The organism is Agaribacillus sp. DX54 (assembly GCF_056858335.1).
The window spans coordinates 1-16,916 of sequence record NZ_JBXEQE010000054.1 but is presented as its reverse complement, the minus strand read 5'-3'; the positions used below and the strand labels follow the sequence as shown (position 1 = coordinate 16,916).

The following is a 16,916-nucleotide window of genomic DNA, read 5'->3' as shown; positions in this document are numbered from 1 at the left end:
GATTTTATTGAACTGATGGGCTTTATGGGCCGCGACAACGTGGATATACAGGCTGTTGGGAAGGCCATCAGGGAGTTACAAAGACTAGGGTGCAGGCATATGACCACTGACAAGATCATCACTTTGTGTGGGCGCAAACAACTAACCACACCTGTTGATTGCCAGGACGATATCGCTAACCATAGCAAAGAACAGTTAGTTCGGCTCAGTAAGCTTGTCCCCAATTATCAATCTTTAAAATCAACCCCACTACTATGAGCACCCTTAAGGACATACAGGAAAAAATAGGTACCTATAGCAAAGCGTTACGTTTACCGGCCTTTCGCAAATATTATAAAGAAATTTCATTGCAGGCAGCCCGGAAAAAAAACAGCCATGAAGCATTTTTGGTAACCTTATTGGAAAAAGAGTTGGAAGAGCGAACCAAAAACCGCAAGAACGCCCGCATACGGGCCGCAGGCTTCCCTTACAAGAAGTACCTGGAATACCTGCTGACAGAATCCCTTCCGGCAGATGCACAGGAAAAACTTGCTGTATTGGAAAGACTGGATTTTATCGATAAAGGACAGAATTTAGTATTAGCTGGCAATCCGGGCACCGGACAAGAAAAATTTTCCCCCGCCCGTTCAAAGGAAAGCTTTCCTTTGAACGGGCGGGGGAAAGAAGGTTCTTCTTTCTAATAGATATTGTATTTTTTTTATTAACCTTGCATTGAAACTGGTATCCTTTTCAATTGAAATAATGGTACCCTTTTCATTTAATATATACACATGGAGAACTATGCCAAGAGTTTCCACCGTAACCAGGAGGTCAAGGCCGAGAACCTGAAATACTATGCTAAGATAGAACATGAGCGCACCTATCGGGGCTTTGACAAGCAGGTTCTGGAGAATGCCCCATACCGGGGAGAAATAGCAAGGCTCAGGAACGAGATAAGGGAAGTGGAACGGGGGGAAATCATTGGAAATGTCAATGAGCTCGAAAAAAGAATCAAAGAGCAGGAAAGATTGGCCCCACACAAACAGAACGGACAATTGGTGGCCGCAGGGATGCAAAAAGAAGGGCTCCAGACCCATATACACATCATCGTCAGTAGAAGGGACATAACCAACACCTATACACTTTCACCTATGGCCAAGCATAAGGCATCCGAAGTGGAACTGAACGGAAAGACGGTCAAGAGAGGTTTTGATAGGGACAGTTTTTACCAAGCAGCAGAGAAGACCTTTGACAGGACAACGGGGTTCAAAAGGAACTATGTGGAATCCTATGTAGGGAGAAAGGCCCATGCCAAGGAACCGGGGAAGTTCTTTGCTAAGGTGATGGGACTTCCCACCAAGGAAAAGGACATAGCTTTCAAACTTCTTAAAACCATGGGTGTCAAAGCTCCAAGTATACCGACCAATAAAGTACAAATGGCGGCCAAGATCATCAAAGCCCTTGGAAAGGGTATCAATAGGGCTAGGGGCACGGGTGAGGACATGGGCTACTGAAAGCCAACAAGTAGGTTGCGCCCTTTCGGGTTTTTGCTTCACGCTTATCTATCGGAACACTACAAAAACCCGACAGGATCCATGCGCAAAAGTTGGGGGTAAGATTTGGGGTTCTTTTTTCTACTTTAAACTGAACAGTTTTGAGGTGGATTTATAGTTTTCTATCAATTGCTCAAAGTTAATGTTACATAATATTGATAGCTGCGATTACTTAACTATTCTAAATAAATAAGCTTTTACATTTAAACTTACATTGTTCCACTGCCTTTATAATTTCATTTAAGTCTAAAACTTCTCCATGAATTACCAGTGTATTGTTGAAAGAATTATTCAATTAGTATTTATGCTCATAAATGAGTTTTGCTTTTGAGAAGGATAAAAAAGGTAACGTTAAGGCATATAAATTGGTAACAACACATTTAAATAAGAGAGGTGATAATGTAGTTTTTGAAATGGATGAAGAATAGGATGGGACTGATAGGCACCCTAATCTTTGCAACAAATTTTCTGCGGAATCAATATAATTCTATATTAGGCATTGTCTTCTAAATGTCACGAAAATGAATGGTATACATTTTACCAAACCGCTGTTGTTATTATATGCTTTGCTTTTGTTTGGCCCAATGTGTGCCCAAGAGAACAAATATACTGAACTTCAATCTGTTATGGACTCATTTGGCATATACGACAATCATAAAAGATTGGAGATCGATACAATAAAACAATCCCTTGGACATGTTGAGTCCGGCAACTGGCGCAAAAAGTTTGAATTGAACCAACAATTGTTCGACCACTATAAAATCTTTAAAAGTGATTCGGCTTACTTTCATGCACAAACATTAAAAAAGCTTGCAACGACAGCAATGGACACCCTGCATATAAACAAAGCAAATATCAATCTGGCTGATATCTGTATTGCGGTGGGCATGTACAAAGAGGCATTGGATTTCTTGAAAGAGGTTGATGTTGACCGACTCGAAAGAAATGACAAATCCATGTACTATGGCCTTTATGGGAGATGTTATGGAGATTTGGCAGAATACAGCAACCTGCCAAGTTTTAGTAAGGTATACATTGAGAAGGCCCATGACAATAGGGAAAAATTATTGGAGTATGTGGCACAAAACACCTTTTTTCACCTTTTCATGACCGCCTTTTATCAATACGAATCTGGAAACTTAGACAAAGCCGAACAGGGTTTGAACAAACTACTAAAGTGGGACTTAGGCTTAAGAGATCAAGCATTGACAAATTACGTGCTGGGTGAAATCAACCAAAAGAAAGGCTTGGTCGATATAGCCGAAAAGCATTATATCAATGCGGTAATAGCCGACATCAAGACCTCGACCAAGGAGTCACTCGCCATTATTCGATTATCTGAACTGTTGTTCAAGAAAAAGGAACTGGAAACAGCCTCAGCCTTGATTGAAAAAGCCTATGAAGATGCACAATTTTATGGAGCACAGCAGCGAAAGTTACAAGTAGGGGCCATTTTACCCTTGATCAGTGATGAAATTGTCAGCAATATCGAAAAAGAGAGAAACCGTTTGTATTGGCAATATATCGGCGCTATTGGTTTGGTTGTCGCCTTGGGGTTTTTGGTGGCCATCATCCTTTTCCAATATAAAAAACTACAGAAGACAAAAAGCATTATAACTACGGCACATTCTAAATTAAAAGAGACCCACAACAAATTATTATCGGCCAATCACGAATTGCACGAGCGAAACCAAGAGATTGGCAATATCAATGGAAGATTAATGGAAGCCAACAAAATCAAGGAAGAATATCTAGGCTTTTTTTTTACCGAGTACGACAATGTTTTTGAAAAGTTCAATGATCTGACCACTGAGATTGAGGTTGACCTGGAAAAGAACGAGCTCAATCGCGCAAGGTTTAGACTATCACGTTATGACCTAAAAAAGGAAAAGGAAAAATTGCTTTCCAGTTTTGACAATGCGTTCATTAAACTGTTCCCAAACTTCATTCAAGAATTCAATGCTCTTATGAAAGAGGGCAACTCGGTCAAGCTTAAAGAAGAACAGGTCTTGAACAAAGAATTGCGCATTTATGCGCTTTTGCGGTTAGGGGTTACCCATAATGATAAAATTGCACAGATTTTGGGGTATTCAGTGAATTCGGTTTATGCTTATAAGTCAAAAATTAGGAACAACGCCATTGTTTCAAATTCTGAATTTGATAAAAAATTAATTGAAAACACGACAATCAGGTTGTAATAAAATATGTTTTTTATCAAATTGGCACTATCCAATACATTTTTTTCTATATAAAATTTTCACTCTCTATTTCACAACACATTGTTTTTTAGCTATTTGTTATGGAACATAGCGTGATGTATCGCGAAAATATCTATATAAAAATATCCATGTCAATTTTGAGGTTCATTTTTTTGTTTATTTGATCTCCAGATATGCTCCATTAACCTTTGGACATACTGAATTAACTAAACTAACTTTTAAAAATGAGCACAAAGACAATGATTGGGCATTTACTCATGAAGTGGTGCTTTTTAATTATTGTTCCATTGTCCGCGATTGGGCAGGAACAACCTCCAAAGACAGTATTCGGCAAAGTTGTTGATGAACTTGATTTTCCGTTGGTTGGGGCCACTATTGTTGAAGAGGGCTCCAGAAATGGAACAGTGACAGATTTTGACGGAAACTTTAGTCTGCTGTTGGAAAACCCGGACAGTAAGTTACAGGTAAGTTATATCGGCTTTGTGGGCAAAACCATTGTTCCAGAAAATGGTGAAATGGTAATCCAACTATTGCCAGACGTAGCTTCTTTGGATGAGGTTGTTGTAATCGGTTATGGCGAATCAAAACAAAGGGACCTGACAGGTTCGGTTTCCACAGTGCGTGTGGATGATGTACAGTCGCAACCATCATCCAACATTGGGGATGCAATTCAAGGTCGGGCAGCTGGAGTGGTCGTGACCACTTCTGGGCAACCCGGGAACAGCCCGACGTTCAGGATCCGTGGTACGGGAACCATAGGAAACAACGATCCTTTGATCGTGGTAGATGGAATGCCACTGAACGGAGGGTTAAACCAAGTCAACATGAAGGATGTGGAATCCCTCCAAGTTTTGAAAGATGCCTCGGCCACAGCCATATACGGGTCCAGGGGCTCCAATGGGGTGATCATCATAACCACAAAAAGAGGAAAAGATGGGAAAGGAAAACTGGATGTGGACATGTTCACCGCTTTTCAGCACCCTACCAATACCATCGAGCTCTTGAACGCTGAACAATTCGCCCAACTCAGCAATGAAATGTTGGCGAATGGCGGAATGGTGCCAAACCCGGCATTCATGGAGCCTGAAAACCTAGGACTGGGAACAGACTGGCTGGATGCTTTCTTTGGTTCTGGGCAAATGCAAAATGCCACCCTTTCCTATACCCAGGGCAACGAGACCTCAAATATCTATACTTCATTGAATTTCTTTGACCAAAAGGGAATCATCATCAATTCAGACTACAAAAGGTACATCGTCCAGTTCAATTCCGACACAAAGATCGATCAGAACCTAAAAATGGGGAGTAGCATTAAGATCAACCATGACATCAAAGAAAATGGGGACAACAGCATTCAAAACGCTATTTTATCATTGCCCACCCAGCCTATTTATAGACAGAACGGAGAGTTTTCCGGTCCAATAGGGCAGCCTATTTATTCCGGTGATGTGGAAAACCCCATCGGGAAATCGAACATAGTTGAAAATTCCATCAAGGGGTATAACCTACAGGGCAATATATATGGTGAACTGACCCTGTTCAATGATTTTAAGTTGAAATCGCTTTTTGGGGTCGAGGCAAACATTTGGGACACCAGAACTTGGGCTCCTGCGTATAGTTGGGACTCCGATATTTCACCCAATGCATATCTGGCAGAAGCGTCTAATAGAAGCTTGACCATGGTGTGGGACAATACATTGACATATACCAAAGAATTTGAACAAGGAAGCTCGCTGTCAACAGTTATCGGTATGGGCGCACAGGAAAACCAATACAAGTACATAAGAGGTTCAATACAGGGGTTCACGAGTGAAAGCACACAAACCTTGAACAATGGCCTATTGCAGCCAACAATTGATGGAAGTGGGTCTGAGTGGGCCATTCTTTCGCTTTTTGCCAGGGGGCAGTATGACTTTAAGAACAAATATTATATGACCGCAACGATAAGGAGGGATGGATCCTCCCGTTTTGGAAAGGGCAATAAGTATGGGATATTCCCATCAGCCTCTTTGGCATGGAGGGTTTCTGAGGAAAAATTCCTTTCCGAATCCAAGGTTGTGAACGACTTAAAACTAAGGGCGGGCTATGGTATAACAGGAAACCAGAACATTGGAAATTATTCCTTTGCTTCTTCTTACAATACCAATTTGTACAACTTCAATGGAACATTTGTGACCGCAGCCGTGCCGACCGTACTCCCGAATTCCAATGTCAAGTGGGAATCGCAGAAACAGTTCAACGTAGGGATAGACGCCTCGCTTTTCAATAATTTTTTGGATGTGACCATTGATGGGTATCTGAAAGATACTGAGGATATGTTGGTGCCGCAAACCGTGCCGGTAACTTCAGGGTACTCAGATGTGTATGTGCCCTTTATCAATGCCGGAAAGATAAGGAACAAAGGGGTTGAGTTGCTGTTGACTACCCATAATGTCAATACCGATAAGTTGAAATGGTCAACAGATGTCGTATTTGCATACAACAAAAATGAGGTGATCGACATTAACAGTGATACGCCATTGACAACAGGTGGAATAGGGTTGAACTATAACTTGGCGAGAATTCAGCCTAATTATCCTATAAATGTTTTTTACGGGTTTGTACACGACGGTATTTTTCAAACACAGGAAGAAGTTGAAAACCATGCAGTTCAAGTACCTGGAACGAACCCCGCCACAAGCACGGCAGCGGGAGATATTCGGTTTAAAGACCTTAACAGCGACGGACTCATCAACGATGACGACAGAACCTTTATAGGAAACCCCAACCCTGACTTCACCTTCTCACTGAACAATACCCTGTCCATGGGCAATTTCGGCTTAAGTGTGTTCCTTCAGGGGGTATATGGCAATGATATTTTTAATGCCAACCGATTGTACACTGAAAACATGTCGGTCACCACGAACCAGTCCATCTCGGTTTTGCAACGCTGGCGTGGCCCGGGCACAAGTACATTTATGCCCAGAGCGGTTTTTGGAAACCCAAACAACAACAATCGGCAGTCTACCCGCTACATCGAGGACGGATCTTATGCAAGGCTAAAGAACATCAATTTGTCCTATAATGTGCCAATGGAAAGAATGAAGAAATCGTTTTTTGATTCGGTAAAACTGTATGTTTCTGGGCAAAACGTATTCACACTGACAAATTATTCAGGTTTTGACCCTGAAGTTGGGCCTTCAGGAATAGACAATAACATTTATCCAATTGTACGCACGATCACTCTTGGAACAACATTGGGTTTTTAAATAAAAGAGAATATGAAACTATATAGATATATTATCGGGATGATGCTGCTCTCATTGGTTGTGGGGTGCAGTGAGGATTTTTTAGACAAACAACCTTTGGATACCATAAACACGGAAAACTATCCTAAAACGGCCGAAGAATTGATTACAGTGGTAAATGGGGCATACCAACCCTTACAATGGCCAAAACTGTATAACCTCAGAATGTGGTCTTCCGATATTATGGCCGGGAATAGCATTGTGGGTGCAGGAGGGGGAACCGATGGCATCGAGACGCAGGATATGTCAAATTTTGTGACGCAGCCCGACAATGCTGGGGTTTTGGACCTTTGGAGGGGGCCATGGCCGGGGATACTGATGTCCAATATCGTTCTGGAAACCGCGCCAAGTCTTGACATTGACGAGATCATTAAAGCCAGATCTATGGGCGAGGCCCACTTTTTAAGGGCCCATTATTACTTTATTTTGGTACGCTACTTTGGCGATGTTCCCTTGGTTACCGTACCGTTGAGCTCCGATGATGACCTGCTTCCTGCAAGGGACTCTGTAGATGCCATCTATGCGTTGATCGTCGATGACCTGAACAAGGCAATTGAGTTGTTGCCCAGAAAATCTTCCTATGCCCAGCAAGATATAGGAAGGGCATCCAAAGGTGCAGCTGCAGGTTTGTTGGCCAAAGTGCACATTACCTTGGGTAACTATGACAAGGTAGTGGAGCTGGCCACTGTGGTCGAAGGGTTGGGGTATGAGCTTAACACAAACTATTTCGACAATTTTAACATTGAAACGGAAAATTCCAAAGAATCCCTTTTTGAGGTTCAGTATGCCTCGAATGGAGGATATGGCTTTTGGGACAATGAAAACCAATCATCGTGGGCAAGCCCTTTCATGGGGCCTAGAGGGGCTAACTTTGTCGGTGGGGGGTATGGCTGGAACCAACCTACCCAGGAATTCATGGACCAATACGAACCTGGGGATCTGCGAAAGGATGTTACCGTCTTTTACGAAGGCTGCCCAAATTTCGACGACAAGGCATACAAAGCTTCATTTTCATTGACAGGCTATAACGTTAGAAAATTCTTGGTGCCCTTGAGCGTGGTTCCCGGTTATGACAACAGCCCCCTTAATTTTCCGGTTTTGAGATATTCCGATGTATTGTTGATGAAAGCCGAGGCCTTGAACGAATTGGGAAGAACGGCAGATGCAGAACCCTATTTGAACAAGGTCAGGAACAGGGCAGGGCTTGAGAAGGTACAAACAGGTTTGGACAAAACCGAATTTCGAAACGCAGTACTCATGGAACGCAGGGTTGAGTTGGCTTTCGAGGGCCAACGATGGTTCGATCTTATCAGGGTCGATGGAGGCCAGTATGGGCTTGAATTTCTGCAGCGTATCGGTAAAACGAACGCATCGCAGAAGCACTTGTTGCTTCCGGTACCACAGATAGAAATAGACAGGAATCCAAATTTGTCACAAAACCCAGGCTACTAAACTTATCGTTATGAAAAACATCAAACGTCGATTTCGCACATTGGTTCTCTTAACCGCATTGCTCTCCTTTTTTGGATCTTGTGAAGAAGAATTGAACGACCCATCCCTTGAGCTGGAAAATACTTTGGAGATGACGGTTTCAGCTACTGAAGTGATACTTGAAGAATCCCAATTCGATGCCACACTTGATTTGAACTGGACAACAGGGACCAATAAAAAAACCGGGGCGGGCATAGCATACACTTTGGAAATGGATTTGGCCGATGGAGACTTTTCTTCACCCATCAAAACTTTTGTCAAAGAAGCAAAACACACATTTTCATACAGTGTCGGTTATGGAGATATGAACAACATTCTCTTAGAACATGGTCTTGCAGAAGCGGAAACATATGAACTCACGCTTAGGGTTACCGCCAATGTTTTGAATGAAAATGTGGCGTCACAACAAGCACTCAGCAACATTAAAATTACTACATACAAACCTGTAAGTGAGCAGCTTTACATTGTTGGCGATGCGACCCCCAATGGATGGAACATTGGGAGCGCTGCACAGATGCAGATCAATACAGGGCAACGAGGTGTTTTCGTTTATGAGGGCAAGTTGGGCTTGGGTAATTTTAAGTTTGCAGTGAGCCAAGAAGGTTGTTGGTGCCAAGACTTTTATACAAAAGACCCTTCCGACGACAACAAAATGATCTATAATGAAGGTGGGAGTGGGGAAGATTTGCCGTGGAGCATTGAAACCGAACTGGCTTTTGATGAAAATTACAAGGTCACTGTAGACTTGATCCACCTTACCATAAAAGTTGAGATAGTCAAAGTGGAAGCACAGGATCCCCCTTTTGACACCCTTTGGATCGTCGGGAACGCATCTGAAAGTGGATGGGATATAGACACCCCAAAGGCTTTTGTGCAAGATAGTGGTGATCCGTTCATTTTCACATACGAAGGCCTTTTGAACGTTGGCAACTTTAAAATATTGGCAGGGTCATTGGGCGATTGGTGCGGTGAATGGTACAGACCCATTGAAGACAACCGGGCTTTGTTGAATGAAGAAGTGGAACAAAACTCTGGCTGTGATGTGGACAACAAGTGGCTTATCACCGAAGAGACCAAGGGACGTTATAAAATAACGATAAACACAAAAGATAATACGATTGCCTTCAGCCCTGTCTCCCTATATCTTATTGGAGATGGGGGGCCTAATGGGTGGAATATCAGTGACCCAGAACCAATGGAGTATATGGGGGAAGGGGTATATGTGTTCACTGGGCCCTTGGGTTCTGATAATCCAACGGGAGAATTTAAGATTTCAAAGTTTTCCGGTAATTGGTGTGATGGTGATTGGATAAATGCGGCAACAGAATCCCAGTCCATATTGAATACGACCTTTATCTACACCACCGGATGCGATGGCCCTGACAACAGGTGGAAGTTAAAAGAAGGCGAAGCGGGGAACTATGAGATCAGGGTGGATCTAGATGCAGAAACCATTTCTATTACCCCCCAATAGAAAAGATAAAAATGAATCAATGATTGAAAAAATAAAAAGAACGACAGGGTGGGTCATGGTACTCATCGCGTTGGCCTGTAGTGATGATGATGGCGGGCCAAACAAAATTAGCCCCATTGGGGAAAAGGCAGTGTATAGGGAAAAATTGGACTTAAAAAAAGACAAAGCGAGGTACCGTCCTGGCGAAGATGTCCAATTTTCAGTGTCCAATGCGCCGGCCAGCACCATGGTCAGATACAAATATCGGGGAAATACCGTGGCAGAAGAACCTTTAAGTTTATCGACTTGGAGTTGGACTCCGCCTAGCACTGACTTTATGGGCTACATGGTAGAGTTGGTCGACGAATCGAGTGGGGGCGAAACAATATTAGGGACAGTAGCCGTGGATGTTTCTTCCGATTGGACAAAGTATCCGAGGTATGGTTTTCTTTCCAGTTTTGAAAAAATGGATGAAGCTCAAAGAGGCACAGTTTTGAACAACCTCAAAGATTTTCATATCAACGGGCTCCAATATTATGATTGGCATGCCAAACACCATGTCCCTCTTCCGTTGAACGGTGATCAAGTCCCCAAAGATCAATGGGTAGATTTGTTCCATAAAGAGGTGGATCTTGAAACGATAAAGGGGTATATCAACAGTGCCCACGGGCTCAATATGGCTTCCATGTTCTATAATTTGCTTTACGGGGCATGGAAACCGGAAGAAGGGGATGGTTTTAAGGAAGAATGGCTGCTATACACCGATAGGACCCACGATAATGTAAGCCATCATGATCTGGGGGATTTTGGAAAGCTTTTGTTGACCGATCCAGGAAACAAGGAGTGGCAGGAATATATTTTTGAAAGGACCAATGAAGTCTATACCCATCTTGACTTTGACGGTTGGCACATCGATCAATTGGGAAATAGAGGTGCAGTTTACGATTATGGAGGTTATCGGGTCGATCTGCCCAACGACTTTTTGGGGTTTATGAACAACTTGACCGGTAAATTTCCTGATAAAAAACACGCCTTTAATGCAGTGGAACAATTTGCACAGGAACAAATACTTTCCGCAAAGGTAGATTTTGCCTACACTGAGGTTTGGGACAGGGTACAGTATGCAGATTTGGCACAGATCATTACCGAGAACAATACGCTTTCATCCAATGGCACCCAAAGTGTTTTGGCAGCCTATATGAACTATGGTGCAACAGAAGGAAACTTCAATACTCCAGCGGTTTTATTGACCGATGCGGTAATTTTTGCCTTTGGCGGGGCACATATCGAACTTGGTGAGCACATGCTTTCCAGCGAATATTTTCCTGAAGACCGATTGACCATGGATACAGAATTATCGGCAGCCCTGAAAGAATATTATGATTTCATGACCGCATATCAGAATATTTTAAGGGATGGGGGCAAGAATTACCTGCCAACCTTATCCTCAGAATCCTTGGATATTGGAAATTGGCCCCCTGTCCATGGTCAAGTTGCTGCATTGGGCAAGCAAATGCCAAACGCCCAAGTCATACAATTATTGAATTTTGATGGCGTATCTTCCCTCAATTGGAGGGATGTGGATCGGATCCAGACTGAACCTAAGGTATATTCCCAATTCAAATTGACCATAGACACAAATGCCCAAGTACAAAAGGTTTGGTTTGCATCTCCTGATCATAGGGGAGGTGCCTCACAAGCACTAAACTTTGAACAGGCGCAAGGAAAAATTACGATAACCGTTCCCTATCTGCATTTCTGGAGTATGATTGTTTTGGAATAGAATTAAAATATAATTGAATACATATTACAAAAAAGAATGAAATATATTGTTGGAATAGTACTGGCATTGAGCTTCAACTTGGCCGTATCGCAACAAAACACCACTGTTTTGGACCATAGCTCGCAGAAGGATCAAGTAACCTTTACCTTAAGCGATAACAGTGCGGTCAGGATAAAGTTTTTGGATTCTAAAAATTTAAAATTCTGGGTATCACCCAATGGAGTTTTTGAGTCTTCAAATCCATCTTTTGCTGTGGTTACGGAAAAATTTGGTCCGGAATTTAAGGTGGAAGTCAATGAGTCCACTTCAAATTATGAGGTTTTTACGAGCGATTTAAGGGTAATGGTCCACAAATCACCCTTTAAGGTGCAGGTTTTCAATAAATACCAACGATTGCTCATGGGGGACGTAGATGACGAATCTTATTTGATTAATGGGAATGAAATAAAGACATCCAAAGTCTTAAGGAGCGACGAACACATTTTGGGGTTGGGAGAAAAATCAGGTAGTCTGGACAGGCGAGGAAAATCCTTCACCATGTGGAACAGTGACAAACCCTGTTATTCAGATACCGAAGATCCCTTGTACAAAAGCATTCCTTTTTTCATGAGCAGCTATAACTATGGAATTTTCTTTGACAATACCTACAAGACGCAGTTCGATTTTGGTGCCACCAAAGAGAACAGGCTCTCTTTTTCTGCACCCGACGGAGCGTTTATATATTATTTCCTTTATGGTAAAGATTATAAGGAAATCATTGAAAACTATACCAGGCTTACCGGTAACCCCATAATGCCCCCTAAATGGGCCTTGGGATGGTCACAAAGCAGGGGAATGTTGACTTTTGAGAAATTGTCTAGGGAAATTGCCGCAGAATATCGAAAAAGGGGAATACCCTGCGATGTTATCTATCAAGACATCGGGTGGGTGGAAGGCCTTCAAAACTTTAAGTGGCGGAAAGACCGCTATGACAACCCAAAAAAAATGTTGTCCGATCTGGCCAAAGATGGTTTTAAAGTAGTGGTCTCCCAAGATCCTGTGATTTCACAAGCCACCCAGGAACAATGGGCCGAAGCGAAGGCTAAAGGCTACCTAGTAAAAGACAACCGCACAGGAGAAGCGTATGATATGCCCTGGCCGTGGGGGGGTAACGCAGGGGTCGTTGATTTCACCAACCCTGAAGTGGCCGACTGGTGGGGCGATCTTCAACAGCAACCCATAAATGACGGAATAAAAGGGTATTGGACTGATATGGGCGAACCTGCTTGGAGCAACGAAGAGAGTACCGAAAGACTTCACATGAAGCACCATTTGGGCATGCATGACGAAATCCATAACGTTTATGGGCTTACTTGGGACAAAGTGGTCACTGAACAATTTGAAAAGAACAATCCCAATCAAAGGGTCTTTCAAATGACCCGGGCGGCCTATGCCGGATTACAACGCTACACGTTTGGGTGGTCCGGTGATAGTGGAAATGGTGAAGATGTGACCGATGGTTGGGAAAATTTGGCAAATCAAATCCCTATGGGATTATCAGCAGGAATGGGATTGATACCGTTCTGGACTACTGACATTTCTGGATATTGTGGTGAGATAAGGGATTACACAGCCTTTTCAGAACTGTATGTGAGATGGTTGCAATTCGGTATTTTCAATCCCCTGAGCAGGGCCCATCATGAGGGAGACAATGCTGTGGAGCCATGGTTGTTCGGTGAACGCGCCGAAGGAATCGCCAAAGAATCAATCGAACTGAAATATCAGCTATTGCCCTACATGTATAGTTATGCACGCAAAGCATATGATACGGGTATTCCAATCCTCAGGGCAATCCCCTTGGAGCATCCCAAAGACGAAATGGGCTATGGGGTCGATGATCAATTCTTTTTCGGGGAAGAGATACTGGTTGCCCCTGTCGTAGAGGAAAAAGTAGATAGGAGGGAGGTTTACCTTCCAAAAGGTACTTGGATCGACTATAATGAACCTACAAAGAAATTTCAAGGAGGTTCAATAATACAGTATGATGTAGATCTTGAAACCATACCAATGTTTGTGAAGGAAGGGGGCATCATCCCCAAGATGCCCATTATGCAATATGTTGGTGAGATTGACAATGCCGCGATGACTTTTGAGATTTTCCCCTCAACCAAAGAGAAAACCACATTTGAATTGTATGAAGATGACGGGGAGACCAATAACTATAAAAAAGATGTTTTCTCCAAGACCTTTATTGAGGTTGATGGACAAGAAAACCAATGCAAGGTTGTGATTAATGCACCAGAAAACACTGGTTTTATTTCAGAAAAACGTAATTATCTTCTTGAGATTCATTTGCCTGAAAAACCTACCAATGTTATTGTTGATGGGAGAGAAATCAGGGCATCAAAATTGGAAAAATTACACTCAAAGTTGAACACAAACTTTGATATAAAGAATTACTCATATGATAAAAAGAAGAAGTTATTGTCCATCAGGGTTCCAGATACTAAATCCAAGAACCAAATAAATATTTTGATGTAGTTCGTAAAAGATGAGAATTTCTGTTAGGAAGCGAAGCTAAAACCGAATTCACCCAGACAACTAGATATTTAAGAGCAAAGAGGTTAACCATCTTTTAAGAGAAAAATATTTTTAATTTGAGATTAGTTTTGTTCAATGGGCATTTCAATGCCCATTGTTTATTCAAAAAAACAACGCCTGAAGGTTGTTCTTTATTTTGTTTTTGAGCAATGTATAAAACATCGGGAAGTTTTTCTATCAGGATGTTTTCAAAATCAGCTCTTTTTAGATTCAATATCTATTTTAATCTCTGAGTATTTAATTCCCCTTTGCTTGCAGCGTTAGCGTTAAATTTGTGTATGTCTGAGAGTAAATATATATGGATGAGCCGGATGGTTGAGGCCACCTAAAACAGAAAATTTAAGCCACCCAATATTTGGGGTTAGTGATTTGAAAATCAGATTTTGTGTAAGTTTTAAGGGTGATCAATTTTGTCCAGCGAAGATGGTATAATAAGTCCAGCGTTTCCATCTTTGACCTTATAATTTGGGTGACTGAAATTGCAACAGTTGAAAGCAATTTGTTATTTCGGAAATGTTAGGTTGAATTTGTTTTGACGTACTGTTTGATGTTGTTGGATATTTTTGGGTTCAAAAAAATGCCTAAATTAGTGATGTAAAACCCCCATAAGTTTTGCCACTGAATGTACTGTTTTAATTACAGTTTAGAGTTCGGTTAATCAGATTGAGAGTACAGTGTAAAGAACTGATTGTTAGGTAGTTTTATAATAGGCTTTCTTCCAGTCATCCCGACTTTTGCCTGAATCGTTTAGGTTTGGGCTTTTTTGTTTAAAACCGTTTGATATTGGCTTTAATTCATTGTTTTGCGCGAGATGAGGACATTTTAGTTATCAAGTTAAGTTGTTTCAAAACATTGACGTGGAAAATGAGTAAAACTCTTCTAGCAGGTCATAAGCCCAGCAGAATTACATAAACCCATGAGCATATTGCCAATGTAGATATGAATATTATTAAAATCCTTTAGGTTAATGTTATTAAAATAAATTTATACACCACATTGTGGTTGTACGCACAATAAAAAAGACCGGAATTTCACCGGCCTAAATACCTCTTAGACTTATAACAACTCTTTGAAAACACTTTCTGCTTCATTGTAGAAAGCATTTACCTTCCCAATCTTCTGAGGATCATAGTTTACCATCTTGACCAGCTCAACATATTGTGACAAATCAAGTCTGCCAAGATCAAGATTTCTAGGATTTATCTTCCAGCGAACGACTTTTTCATTGTCATCCAACTCCATGAGTTCAATACCTTGCGTCTATCCAGACACCGTATCACTTTCCAAGTGACATACCGCTATCCAACGGCTGTACAAATATACTAAAGAAGAACTGAAAAGTTACTGTAGGTGACAAACGGCGAAGCAGATACATGTTTGTTGAGGTTTAAAATTGCGATGCAAATCTAATATCCCATCAGTGGGTAGTGTTCCATAAAAAAGGAAATAACTGGGTGCAGAATCCTCCGCACTCTTTGTATTTTTTTAAGGCCGATAAGCAGGGTCAGTGATCTAGGCATTAAATAAACATCAAATAGAAAATGAGAACCTACCCTAACTGGCTATATGCTATCCTATCACCTTGTAGGATTTCAAGTGAATCTGAACTTAGTTATAAATTCTCTTTGAATTAAGATATTTAATTCGCTATCATTAAGCAGATATTTGTGAATTCCTGTAAATGGAAGAGTGACAACCCTCTTTAAGCGTTAAGTCACAGTTCATTTGTGTGCGAATACCGATAAAGTAAGTAGCCCGAAAATTTATGGCTGAATCCCAAAATATAGAATACAAATCCGGTTGGCGTGATGAATACCTGAAATGGATATGTGGTTTTGCCAATGCCAATGGTGGTAAGCTATATATAGGCATGGACGATAAAGGAAATGTGACAGGTATTGATAACCACCCTGATTTGTTAAAACAACTACCCAACAAATTCAGAGATATTCTTGGTGTATTTGCAGAAGTGAATTTGCTAACCGAGAACAGCAAGCATTACCTTGAAATCCTGGTTCCCCGGTATGAAGTGCCTATTTCTCTTAGAGGAAAATATTACGTTCGGACCGGGAGCACATTGCAGGAGTTAAAAGGTCTGGCGCTAAACGAATTTATCTTAAAACGAGCTGGTAAAACTTGGGACGATATTCCTTACAACGCTGCCTCTTTTAAGGACATCGACCAAACGTAAAACATTTTCTCCAAAAAGCGCTGCATAGCAAGCGAATTTCATCAGGTGCGGCAAGGGAGGACATCAAAATCCTGCTTAGGAATTTGCACTTGACCGACGATAGGGGTAAGCTGAAGAATGCCGCCTTGTTGCTTTTCAGCTATAATCCACAAAAGTATTTTACCTCTTCCTATTTTAAAATTGGAAGGTTTGGGACATCAGATTCGGATTTGAGATTTCAGGATATAATTGAAAGCAACCTGATAGAAATGCCGGATAAAGTTATGGAAGTACTTCGTAGCAAGTACCTGGTGTCTCCTATACGGTACGAGGGCCTCCAGCGTATAGAAGAACTTGAATATCCGGAGATTGCTTTACGCGAAGCCGTACTTAATGCTATC

The 16,916-nt window shown here is 41.7% G+C and carries 11 protein-coding genes and 1 pseudogene; 11 read left to right on the top strand and 1 reads right to left on the bottom strand.

Features of this window, described 5'->3' with window-relative positions:
- The 9 genes from AC04NP_RS29245 to AC04NP_RS29205 form a co-directional block, all read left to right on the top strand.
- Nucleotides 1-258: hypothetical protein (locus tag AC04NP_RS29245; protein ID WP_482863635.1), on the top strand; the 258-nt coding region annotated here is incomplete at its 5' end.
- Nucleotides 255-680 (top strand): ATP-binding protein, encoded by a 426-nt coding sequence (locus tag AC04NP_RS29240; RefSeq protein ID WP_482863634.1) that lies wholly within the window; start codon nt 255-257, stop codon nt 678-680. The genes AC04NP_RS29245 and AC04NP_RS29240, both read left to right, overlap by 4 nt.
- Nucleotides 681-770: 90 nt before the next feature.
- Nucleotides 771-1,493: a MobB family relaxase gene (mobB, locus tag AC04NP_RS29235; protein ID WP_482863633.1), complete on the top strand. Its 723-nt coding sequence runs from the start codon at nt 771-773 to the stop codon at nt 1,491-1,493.
- Between the two features lie 560 nt (nt 1,494-2,053).
- Nucleotides 2,054-3,730: a DUF6377 domain-containing protein gene (locus AC04NP_RS29230; protein WP_482863632.1), complete on the top strand. Its 1,677-nt coding sequence runs from the start codon at nt 2,054-2,056 to the stop codon at nt 3,728-3,730.
- A 245-nt stretch (nt 3,731-3,975) separates the two neighbouring features.
- Nucleotides 3,976-6,999: a SusC/RagA family TonB-linked outer membrane protein gene (locus AC04NP_RS29225; protein WP_482863631.1), complete on the top strand. Its 3,024-nt coding sequence runs from the start codon at nt 3,976-3,978 to the stop codon at nt 6,997-6,999.
- A 12-nt stretch (nt 7,000-7,011) separates the two neighbouring features.
- Nucleotides 7,012-8,490, top strand: coding sequence for a RagB/SusD family nutrient uptake outer membrane protein (locus AC04NP_RS29220; protein ID WP_482863630.1), 1,479 nt, complete (start codon nt 7,012-7,014; stop codon nt 8,488-8,490).
- Nucleotides 8,491-8,500: 10 nt separating this feature from the next.
- The gene (locus tag AC04NP_RS29215) at nt 8,501-10,003 is read left to right on the top strand and encodes a SusE domain-containing protein (protein WP_482863629.1); all 1,503 of its coding nucleotides are present in this window, start codon (nt 8,501-8,503) and stop codon (nt 10,001-10,003) included.
- A gap of 19 nt (nt 10,004-10,022) precedes the next feature.
- Nucleotides 10,023-11,765, top strand: coding sequence for a glycoside hydrolase family 66 protein (locus AC04NP_RS29210; protein ID WP_482863628.1), 1,743 nt, complete (start codon nt 10,023-10,025; stop codon nt 11,763-11,765).
- A gap of 36 nt (nt 11,766-11,801) precedes the next feature.
- Complete coding sequence (locus AC04NP_RS29205) at nt 11,802-14,285, top strand: glycoside hydrolase family 31 protein (protein WP_482863627.1); 2,484 nt, start codon at nt 11,802-11,804, stop codon at nt 14,283-14,285.
- Between the two features lie 1,116 nt (nt 14,286-15,401).
- Here AC04NP_RS29205 and AC04NP_RS29200 read toward each other — a convergent pair.
- Nucleotides 15,402-15,587, bottom strand: coding sequence for a hypothetical protein (locus AC04NP_RS29200; RefSeq protein ID WP_482863626.1), 186 nt, complete (start codon nt 15,585-15,587; stop codon nt 15,402-15,404).
- 523 nt (nt 15,588-16,110) lie between these two features.
- Between AC04NP_RS29200 and AC04NP_RS29195 the strand changes: the two genes are divergently transcribed.
- Both AC04NP_RS29195 and AC04NP_RS29190 read left to right on the top strand, forming a co-directional pair.
- Nucleotides 16,111-16,536, top strand: coding sequence for an AlbA family DNA-binding domain-containing protein (locus tag AC04NP_RS29195; RefSeq protein WP_482863625.1), 426 nt, complete (start codon nt 16,111-16,113; stop codon nt 16,534-16,536).
- Between the two features lie 89 nt (nt 16,537-16,625).
- Nucleotides 16,626-16,916, top strand: a pseudogene (locus AC04NP_RS29190) (hypothetical protein); the annotation flags it as partial.

What these genes read in the sequence shown, in the direction of transcription:
- AC04NP_RS29240 (WP_482863634.1), top strand. Translation starts at nt 255, where the DNA reads ATGAGCACCCTTAAGGACATACAGGAAAAAATAGGTACCTATAGCAAA.
- mobB (WP_482863633.1), top strand. Translation starts at nt 771, where the DNA reads ATGGAGAACTATGCCAAGAGTTTCCACCGTAACCAGGAGGTCAAGGCC.
- AC04NP_RS29230 (WP_482863632.1), top strand. Translation starts at nt 2,054, where the DNA reads ATGAATGGTATACATTTTACCAAACCGCTGTTGTTATTATATGCTTTG.
- AC04NP_RS29225 (WP_482863631.1), top strand. Translation starts at nt 3,976, where the DNA reads ATGAGCACAAAGACAATGATTGGGCATTTACTCATGAAGTGGTGCTTT.
- AC04NP_RS29220 (WP_482863630.1), top strand. Translation starts at nt 7,012, where the DNA reads ATGAAACTATATAGATATATTATCGGGATGATGCTGCTCTCATTGGTT.
- AC04NP_RS29215 (WP_482863629.1), top strand. Translation starts at nt 8,501, where the DNA reads ATGAAAAACATCAAACGTCGATTTCGCACATTGGTTCTCTTAACCGCA.
- AC04NP_RS29210 (WP_482863628.1), top strand. Translation starts at nt 10,023, where the DNA reads ATGATTGAAAAAATAAAAAGAACGACAGGGTGGGTCATGGTACTCATC.
- AC04NP_RS29205 (WP_482863627.1), top strand. Translation starts at nt 11,802, where the DNA reads ATGAAATATATTGTTGGAATAGTACTGGCATTGAGCTTCAACTTGGCC.
- AC04NP_RS29200 (WP_482863626.1), bottom strand. Translation starts at nt 15,587, where the DNA reads ATGGAGTTGGATGACAATGAAAAAGTCGTTCGCTGGAAGATAAATCCT.
- AC04NP_RS29195 (WP_482863625.1), top strand. Translation starts at nt 16,111, where the DNA reads ATGGCTGAATCCCAAAATATAGAATACAAATCCGGTTGGCGTGATGAA.